Below are 8,970 nucleotides of genomic sequence, written 5' to 3'. Positions count from 1 at the left end.
CGTTCCCATACCGAACACGACCGTTAAGCCTTCCAGCGCCGATGGTACTTGGACCGAAGGGTCCCGGGAGAGTAGGACGTCGCCAAGCGAACAACCATAAAGACCGTTATCGAGTCATCGATAGCGGTCTTTTTTGTTATACCCTTATGAACATCTGAACTGAATCATGTAGCATCAGCAAGAAGGGCGCCCCCTATGAGGGCGCCCTTCTTTTCTTTACCTTAATAGCTTCCTTATCTAACATGTGTTCTTAGCTTAATATCTTTCCAATATCAGTTGTGTTTTCAAGCCGTCCATAGGAAGCAGCCAACCGTTAGACTCGAGGGTGTCCATAAGCTCTGATCGGAGCTGGGAAGCAACCGAGACATCGGATGTTTTAAAGGAGATTTCGATCAAATTCTCGGTTCCTGTGCCGTCTGCATTACGAATAGGCCAAACTTCGAGGCTCATTTTCTGGCCATTCCATGATCCTTCATAGCGGTAGAACGTCAGCGGTCCATGGATTCGGGACTGTGAGAGCTCTTGTTCACCCCAATTCGGGGAGGACCATTTTTTGAGCTTTCCTGGCAGTTTGTCCAGCAGTAAAGCCAAGGCGTCTTGTTCAGATGGGAGCGTAGTGCCGGTTGTATTCGTGCTTATTTTCTTGGTGTTGGAGAAGCTAAGCGTTTGTTTGCCGTAGCCCCAATCAATCTCGGCCTCGTAATTGTCATCCGAAGCATCAAAGCCTTCCTGGTTTGCCAAGCTAAGCGCGGCGTTAATATCTCCATTCACGATGGGATAACGTTTCTTATAGGTAAGCTCGTAGTTATCTTTATCCTCTTTTTTGCGAAAACGGACGTCCCAGCCTTCGGCATTCAGTCCCAAATTGTTCGTGTCATAGTAAGCTACACCGATTGCCTGGGGAGCAGAAGCTATTCCGAATGTTTGAATGACTTCGCTCCGCAGGCTCCCACCGGATTCCAGCACGGTTTCTGGTTTGGCAAGAAGCTTCACTTCATAGGAAGGTACGGCATTGGCGGCGGCCGAAACCTCCGCTGTCTGGATTCCGGTTAATCCACTTCCTAGAGCCGCGAAACCTACCATGAAAGATAACATCAGCTGTTTCCACTTTCTCAATACAATCACTCCCATAAGCTGGATTTAGGTACACAGCTTACTTTAAACGCTGAATAATTGTGAGCTGTTAACGGGGGAGGGCGACTGTATCAAATATGTATAGAATTATTGAATAGTGGCATACATATTTTGTTAATCCATCCACATGGCTTACAGAGCCCTTCTATTACAGGACTTGCCCCAATTGTTTGCCCACTTCGCGCAAGACCTCTTGAAAACGCTGAATTTGTACGGAAGGAAGACGGTCTTGATTATGGACGCTGTATATATGCCGAGATGCCTGATGGCCGGGAATCGGCAGAACGTGCATTAAGCCTTCTTGCTGCTCCCGCTGTACCGCCATCCGCGACATAAAGGAAATATGGTCCCCTAACAATACAAGTTGCTTGATCGCTTCCAGCGAGTCCAGCTCTACCGGACTCCTCATATGCAAACCATGCTGCGCAAGCCACAGGTCCGTGAGCTGTCTCGTGCTGGATTCGGTTCCATGCAAGGCAAAGGGAGTGCGAATGATCTGCTCGGGCTGCAGCGAATCCGTTTTGGCCAGCGGATGGTCAGGCGAACATATTAGCGTCAGATCATCCCTGCACAAGGACTCGGCGTGGAGACTGGGACCCGTAAAGGGCTCAGAAGAAATAATGCCCAGATCAATCTGGTGCCGCGCCAGCATGTCGCGGATAACCGGTGAAGGCTTGACGGATAAGGAGATCCGGATACCGGGAAACTCACGGGCAAAGGTATTCAATATCGCGGGCAGCAGATAGGTGGCAGGGACATAACTGGCTCCAATGTGCAGCGTTCCCCGATATAAGCTGTCGTATTCGCGGACGACCCGTTCCGATTCCTTGGCAAGTGCGTTTATTTTTACCGCATAATGCAGCAGAGCTTGTCCAGCCTCGGTGAGAAACGTTTTTCCGCTTCGGGACTCGAACAGCCGGACTTGTAGTTCCTCTTCTAGTGACTTCATATGAAAAGTAACCGTGGGCTGCTTAATGCCAAGTATTTCTGCCACGCTGGTCATATGATGATGGCGGTCGATCAGCTCCACAATTTGCAGCTTCATCAGATTCATTCGTATATCTCTCCCTTGATTAATCCTTATTTATGCTCTCTATATAGATTTAATCTATGAGTATCAACAGAATTCAAACAAAAAGTTAATTCCAAGTTTACATTAGTCTAATACAACGCTTAAACGTAGCCCTTACACTGGAAATAGCTTAAGAAGACAGGTTGGGATCGAAAGTGGATATTGAAATCAGGGGCATTCAAAAATCATTTCAGGGCACACCCGCGTTACTTCCTACCGATTTAAAACTGCGTCACGGTCAATTCACCACATTGCTCGGGCCGTCAGGCTGCGGCAAAACGACCCTGCTCAGGATGATCGCCGGGCTGGAACAGCCGGACGAAGGAGAAATCTATGCGGAAGACCGGTGTATCTACTCCATGCACAAAAGGATTGACGTGCCGGCGCACAAACGCAGCTTCGGGATGGTATTTCAGGATTTTGCCCTCTGGCCGCATATGACGGTATACGAGAATGTTGCCTTCGGATTAAAAGCGGCCAAGCTTAAGGCGGATCTGAGACAAAAAGTAACCGAAGCGCTGGCTATGGTCCGCTTGGAGGGGATGGAGGACCGTTATCCGCATCAGCTGTCCGGTGGACAACAGCAGCGGGTTGCATTTGCCAGAGCAGTAGCTATCCGTCCGGCACTGGTACTGTTCGATGAACCTCTGAGTGCGCTGGATGCCGTGCTTAGGGAGGAAATGCGGATCGAAATGATGTCGCTTGTGAAGGATATGGGGCTGACTGCCCTTTATGTCACACACGATCAGGTGGAAGCCATGTCGATGTCGGATGAAATTGTGGTCATGCGGAAGGGAGAAGTCCTGCAGCGTGGAACCCCGGAGATGATATATGAAACACCTAGCCATCCCTTTGTGGCTTCGTTTATCGGTAAGTCCAATTGGCTGACGGTGGATCATTCCATGGTGAGACCGGAGCATGTGACCTGGAGCAGGACAAGCACGGAGGATGTATGCTATCAGGCAACCGTGCTAAGCGTGAGCTATGTAGGCGAGCGATACGAAATTCGCTTGCAGGTGCAGGGCTTGGACAAGTGGACCGCTTACCTGGACAAGAGGGTGCCTGTCGGAGAACGCGTAAATCTGTACGTGTCTCCACATAAGGTCTGTCGGATGGGTGAAGGAACAAGTCCTGATAAGAATACAGACATGCATCAAAATACAGCAAAACGCACGCCTGCTGCTGCAGGCTAAGATGAAGGGGAGTTGGGGAGAAATGAGTCAATTGAAGTTACGGAGAAAAAGCGCGATGCTGTTGCTGGCATCTGTCATGAGCCTAAGTCTGTTTGGATGCGGCAGTGCCCCAAATGGGGATTCCGTTACTATGCCGGCACAGGATACAGGCAAATCATCTGCATCGGAGAGTACGCAAGTCGGAGGCAAGCTCGTTCTATACAGCGCAGGTCCTCAAAAGCTTGCCGACAATATTGTGAGCGGTTTTGAAGCCAAGACCGGCGTGAAGGTAGAGATGTTCCAAGGCACAACGGGCAAAATTTTGGCACGGATGGAAGCGGAAAAATCGAATCCGGTTGCGGATGTTGTCATTCTTGCATCTCTCCCCTCCGCACAGGCGCTGAAGGCGGATGGTCTGACATTGCCTTATCCTGAAGCCGCGAATGCGGACAAGCTGAATAAGGATTGGTCCGACGCCGAAGGAAACTATTTCAGCACTAGCGCATCGGCACTGGGGATTGTATACAACACCAATCTGGTCACTGCGCCGCCTCAAAGCTGGGCTGACTTGGGCTTGCCGGAGTGGAAGGATGCGGTCAATATTCCGGATCCGACGCTGTCGGGATCGGCGCTGGATTTTATCACGGGCTATTTGAGTGTGAAGGGCGACGCAGGCTGGAAACTGTTCGAGGACTATAAAGCCAATGGCACGGCTATGGCAGGAGCGAATCAGGAAGCGCTGGACCCGGTGATCACCGGTGCCAAAAGCTTGGTTGCCGCAGGCGTGGATTATATGGCATATTCGGCCAAAGCCAAAGGCGAGCCGCTTGATATTGTATACCCGGAGGAAGGAACCGTCGTAAGCCCGAGACCGGCTGCGATTTTGAAATCCAGTCCGAACGTGGATAATGCCAAGGCTTTCATCGACTACTTGCTGTCGGACGAAGCACAGAAACTGGTGGCGGACGCCTATCTGATTCCGGGCCGTGAGGATGTGGAGGCTGAAGGCCGGACCAATCTGAAGGATATTCCGGTGTTTAAAGTGGATTGGGCTTGGATGAACGAACATGGGGATGAGACGGCGGCACGTTTTTCCGAAGTATTCAAGTAAGTGCATAAGAGTGCGTGTTCAAAAAGGTCGGTTTTCAGCACCGAGAAGGTTGGATGAAGCTAGGGAGTGAGGAGCGGAGCGTACGTAGTTTGTACGTGAGCACCGGAAGGCCCGGATGAATTCAAGATTCGATGCCGAGTTGCTTCTTGATTCACTTCGTGATCAAAATCGGACTTTTTGAACAACCTCTACGAGTGAAGCACAGGAAGGCAATGTGAGGTGAACCGGGAGTGAGACCTGTCATCATGGACAGTCAGCGTTTTTTACGAAAAATGGGCGTTATTCTCGCCCTTTTTCTTCTTATTATAGGCATCGGTGTGCCATTGCTGCTTATTTTCTGGCAAAGTGTATACCCGGATCAACACTTCGATTGGCTGGCGCCGATACGAACGATAGCCGGTCATGAGCTGTCCGGTATTTTGCTGCAATCCATCTGGCTGGGGGTATGCGTGGTGGCAGGATCGACACTGCTCGCGCTGCCGCTCGCCTGGATGATGGCCAAAACACGGCTAGGACAGCATCGGTGGGTGGACGTGATTTTGATGATTCCGTTCATGACCCCGCCGTATATCGGTTCGATGGGCTGGATTCTGTTTATGCAAAAGGGCGGATATTTGCAGCAGTGGCTGCCGGGAACCGCGAGATGGAGTGATTCCTTCTTCAGCTTCGGAGGTATGGTGCTGATCATGAGTCTGCATTTGTTCCCGTTTCTCTATCTGCTGCTGCGGGACGCTCTGATTCGGATCGGCGGTAATCTGGAGGAGGCCGGCGCGGTTCACGGCGCAAGCGCTGGATACCGGTTTAGAAGAATCATACTGCCGCTGCTGTTATCCTCTTACGGCATGGGCGCGATGCTGGTGTTCGTCAAAACCATTGCGGAATTCGGCACCCCGGCAACGTTCGGTCGTCGCATCGGCTATTATGTAATGACCTCAGAAATCCACAAATATATTTCAAGCTGGCCCATCGATTTCGGTAAAGCGACCTCGCTGGCATCGGTCCTGCTGTCGGTTTGTCTGGTGATGTGGTACATGCAGTCTACGATCAGCCGGAGATTTACCTACCGTCTAGTCGGCGGCAAAGGTCAGCGCTCCAAGAGATATTCGCTGCGCGGAAGCAAAGGTGCCATCTGCGCTCTTTACATCGGTTTGCTGCTCGTATTGTCTGTTGGCATTCCTTATTTTTCCGTCATTGCGGCATCTCTGATGAAACTCCGGGGAGCGGGATTGTCCTTAGATAATCTGACGCTTGCTCATTACAAGGAACTGCTGTCCTGGGGATCGGTCAGCCAGAAAGCGCTCGGTAACAGTCTGGGCCTGTCGCTTGCAGCATCTACCGTTGCCGTTCTGCTAGGTACCGGTTTTGCCCTGACGATCGGCAAGTCCCAGGCACGGATGCAGCGGGTCATCGATCTGTTAAGTCTCTTGCCGAATACGGTTCCCGGCATTGTGATGGTGGTCGGTTTGATCCTGCTCTGGAATGCGCCATGGATGCCGGTTACGCTCTACAATACCTATGGGATGGTGGTGCTGACGTACGTCGTGCTGTTCCTCCCCTATACGGTGCAATATGTAAAGGCCAGTTTTACGCAGATTGACGGTACTCTGTTTCAGGCGGGTCAAGTATTTGGAGGCGGTCCGCTGCTTGTACTGCGGCGCATTCTGCTGCCGCTGATTATGCCCGGCATGCTGGCGGGATGGATCATGACCTTCACGATTGCTTCACGTGAGCTGGTCGGATCACTGCTCATTCTGCCTCCATCGATGCAGACATCGGCTACGTATATTTTTGCCCAGTTTGAGCAGGGACAGGTATCTCTCGGGATGGCGATGGCCGTTGTCTCCGTCGGTATGACGGTGCTGCTGTTACTGCTGGTCGAAGCTATGAATTCTAAAAGAAAGTGGAATGCATCATGATGAAACTGACGGTATGGGGCGGTGCAGGCGAGCATGGCCGCTCCGCGTATTTACTAAGCGGCAGGCAGGTCCATTTGCTCCTGGATTGCGGCGTCAAGAAGGAAGGATCAGGGGACTATCCCATGATCCAGCAAGAACATGTGCCGAAGCTGGATGCCGTGTTTCTGTCACATGCCCACGAGGACCACTCGGTGGCGATTCCGCTCCTGTACCGGCTTGGCTATCAAGGGGAGGTATGGACCACCAGGGAGACGGCAGCACAGTTAACGGCCTACTTTGCCTCCTGGAAAGAGTACACGGCAAGGGCAGGCGTAGAGCTTCCTTATATGGAGGAGGATCAGCTGGCGATCCGCTACCGGTATCTGGAGGAAGAGGCTGAGAAGTTGACATGGTTTGAGGCGCTTCCGGGCGTTGAGATCATGTGGGGACGAAGCGGCCATATGGTAGGGGCTGTCTGGTTCTTGGTACAGGCTGAAGGAAAACGGATCTTCTATTCTGGCGACTATACATCGGAATCGCTGCTGCTTGAGGATGACAGCCCAGCGCTGGTAGACAAGCCCTCTTCCATGCTGCTGGATCTGGCTATCGTGGATGCGGCTTACGGGACGGACGCTACTTCACAGGCCGATAAGCTAAAGCAATTGGAACATAAGATTGAGAGCACACTGCAAACCGGCGGGAAGGTGTTGATACCGGTGCCGGCCGCCGGCCGAGGGCAGGAAATGATCCTATGGGCATACAGGAATTGGGGAAATGTGCCGATCATGATCGAAGCGCCGCTGATCGAAGGAATGAAGCGACTGCTTGCTCGTTCGGAGTGGCTTCGCAGCCAGGAATCCGATCAGGGAATGAGGGATCAGCTGGAGTTATTACTGAACCGGAACGATTGGATCGTGCCCGCTAGCGAAGCGGAACGTGAGTCCTTGCTCCATAAGCACGGGGCATCGCTATGGTTCGTAACGGATGGGATGATGCAGTCGAATCTTGCGCAGTGGTACTATCGCCAGATGTCCGGCGATAGCCGGAATCTGGTTCTGCTCACAGGTCATGTTTCCCAGGGGACCTTTGGACATCGCCTCCTACAACATCCGGCGTCGTACGGTGCCTGCTCTGTCACGAAAATCAGGTATAAGGTACACCAGGGCCTGGCGGATGTGCGCAAGATGATAACCGGCGTTCCGGCACTGCATACCGTACTCGTCCATGCAGACAAAGGAGAAACGGACCGGTTACGAGCCCGTCTGACAGAGGAAACACCGAACCCCAACCTTCACATTTATTCCATGTCGGTTGGTGAGGAAGTCTATTTCTAGTCGTGCTTAGAGAACCTTTATTGCTTTCGCGATAAAGGTTTTTTGTGCGGAATGGCGGTTGTGTGTTTAGATGCAAGTGAAGTTGGTGAAGGCTGTAATGAACATATATAAAAATAAATTAGTACCAAGTACTAGTACTTGGTGTTATAATAGTTATAAACTTGGAGGTGTGAATGATGAGCCAATCAAAGTCAAGAATTACGGCAATCGGGACCTATGTTCCTGAACGGATATTAACCAATGCGGATTTAGAGAAGATGGTTGAAACGAGTGATGAGTGGATTGTGCAGCGAACAGGCATGAGGGAGCGCCGGATTGCTGCCCCGCATGAGTACGTGTCGGATCTCGCCATCAAGGCTGTAGAGGATATGGTTGATCGATACGGCGTAACCGTGCGGGATGCTGATATGATTCTTGTGGCCACAAGCACGCCGGAATATTCTTTTCCCAGTACAGCTTCACGGGTCCAATCGAAGCTGGGCATTGCAAGCACGGGTGCCCTGGATCTGAATGCCGCCTGTGCGGGATTTGTATATGCGCTCCAGATGGCTGACGGATTAATATCCGGGGGAGCCTACCGTAAGATTCTGGTTATCGGCGCAGAAACCTTATCGAAGATTACGGATTACACCGACCGGACGACATGCGTATTGTTTGGGGACGGCGCTGGTGCCGTATTGTTGGAGAAAGATGAGGATTCGCCAAGTGTCATCGCGTCTGTATCGGGAACTTTTGGCGAGGGCGGCATACATCTGTATAAAACAGCGCTCTCTGAGCAAATGGACGGCACGGAATTAAAGAGCGGCTGTCTTGTTCAAAATGGTCGTGAAATTTATAAGTGGGCCATTCGGAACATTCCGGACGGCGTCCGTTCCCTTCTGTCCAAAGGAGGCATGACCGCGGAGGAAGTGGATTGGTTTGTCCCGCATAGCGCCAATCTTCGCATGATCGAGGCGATTAACGAGCGGGGGCCATTTACCATGGATCGCACTTTAACCAGCGTCGAGTACCGCGGGAATACGTCGGCAGCCTCCATTCCGCTTGCACTTCAGCTGGCGGTGGATGAAGGACGGCTCAAAGCGGGAGACCACGTCTTACTCTACGGGTTTGGCGGGGGAATGACCTATGCCGGCTCCATCGTCAAATGGACGATATGATTCCTTAATATCTATAAGACCGCTATCGACATACGATATGCGGTTTTTTTGTGCTGCGATTTTTGGATGAACGAACCTGAATCGTAATAAATTCA

At 51.6% G+C, this 8,970-nt stretch carries 7 protein-coding genes and 1 rRNA gene; 6 read left to right on the top strand and 2 right to left on the bottom strand.

The genetic code is table 11. The features are described from left to right. Positions 1-88 (top strand): 5S ribosomal RNA (rrf, locus tag ACPV3A_RS33030); the annotation flags it as partial. A 167-nt stretch (positions 89-255) separates the two neighbouring features. Here rrf and ACPV3A_RS33025 read toward each other — a convergent pair. Both ACPV3A_RS33025 and ACPV3A_RS33020 read right to left on the bottom strand, forming a co-directional pair. Then, the gene (locus ACPV3A_RS33025; protein ID WP_426204000.1) at positions 256-1,116 is read right to left on the bottom strand and encodes a hypothetical protein; all 861 of its coding nucleotides are present in this window, start codon (positions 1,114-1,116) and stop codon (positions 256-258) included. Positions 1,117-1,282: 166 nt separating this feature from the next. Continuing rightward, positions 1,283-2,188 (bottom strand): LysR family transcriptional regulator, encoded by a 906-nt coding sequence (locus ACPV3A_RS33020; RefSeq protein ID WP_426203998.1) that lies wholly within the window; start codon positions 2,186-2,188, stop codon positions 1,283-1,285. Positions 2,189-2,361: 173 nt separating this feature from the next. On the opposite strand from ACPV3A_RS33020, the gene ACPV3A_RS33015 reads away from it, so the two are divergent. From ACPV3A_RS33015 to ACPV3A_RS32995, 5 genes are all read left to right on the top strand, one after another. Continuing rightward, positions 2,362-3,399, top strand: coding sequence for an ABC transporter ATP-binding protein (locus ACPV3A_RS33015; protein WP_426203996.1), 1,038 nt, complete (start codon positions 2,362-2,364; stop codon positions 3,397-3,399). A 22-nt stretch (positions 3,400-3,421) separates the two neighbouring features. After that, positions 3,422-4,489 carry an ABC transporter substrate-binding protein gene (locus tag ACPV3A_RS33010; protein ID WP_426203994.1) on the top strand — a complete coding sequence of 356 codons (1,068 nt, stop codon included), beginning with the start codon at positions 3,422-3,424 and terminating at the stop codon, positions 4,487-4,489. 272 nt (positions 4,490-4,761) lie between these two features. Next, positions 4,762-6,405 carry an ABC transporter permease gene (locus ACPV3A_RS33005; protein WP_426204002.1) on the top strand — a complete coding sequence of 548 codons (1,644 nt, stop codon included), beginning with the start codon at positions 4,762-4,764 and terminating at the stop codon, positions 6,403-6,405. Further along, positions 6,402-7,718: an MBL fold metallo-hydrolase gene (locus ACPV3A_RS33000; RefSeq protein ID WP_426203992.1), complete on the top strand. Its 1,317-nt coding sequence runs from the start codon at positions 6,402-6,404 to the stop codon at positions 7,716-7,718. Before ACPV3A_RS33005 ends, ACPV3A_RS33000 begins: the two co-directional genes overlap by 4 nt. A gap of 176 nt (positions 7,719-7,894) precedes the next feature. Beyond that, complete coding sequence (locus tag ACPV3A_RS32995) at positions 7,895-8,875, top strand: ketoacyl-ACP synthase III (RefSeq protein WP_426203990.1); 981 nt, start codon at positions 7,895-7,897, stop codon at positions 8,873-8,875. Positions 8,876-8,970: the final 95 nt, after the last annotated feature.

Source organism: Paenibacillus sp. Dod16, from assembly GCF_049893405.1.
GTDB lineage: Bacteria > Bacillota > Bacilli > Paenibacillales > Paenibacillaceae > Paenibacillus_AQ.
The sequence above is the reverse complement of the archived record's forward strand: the minus strand, read 5'-3'. Positions and strand labels throughout refer to the sequence as shown.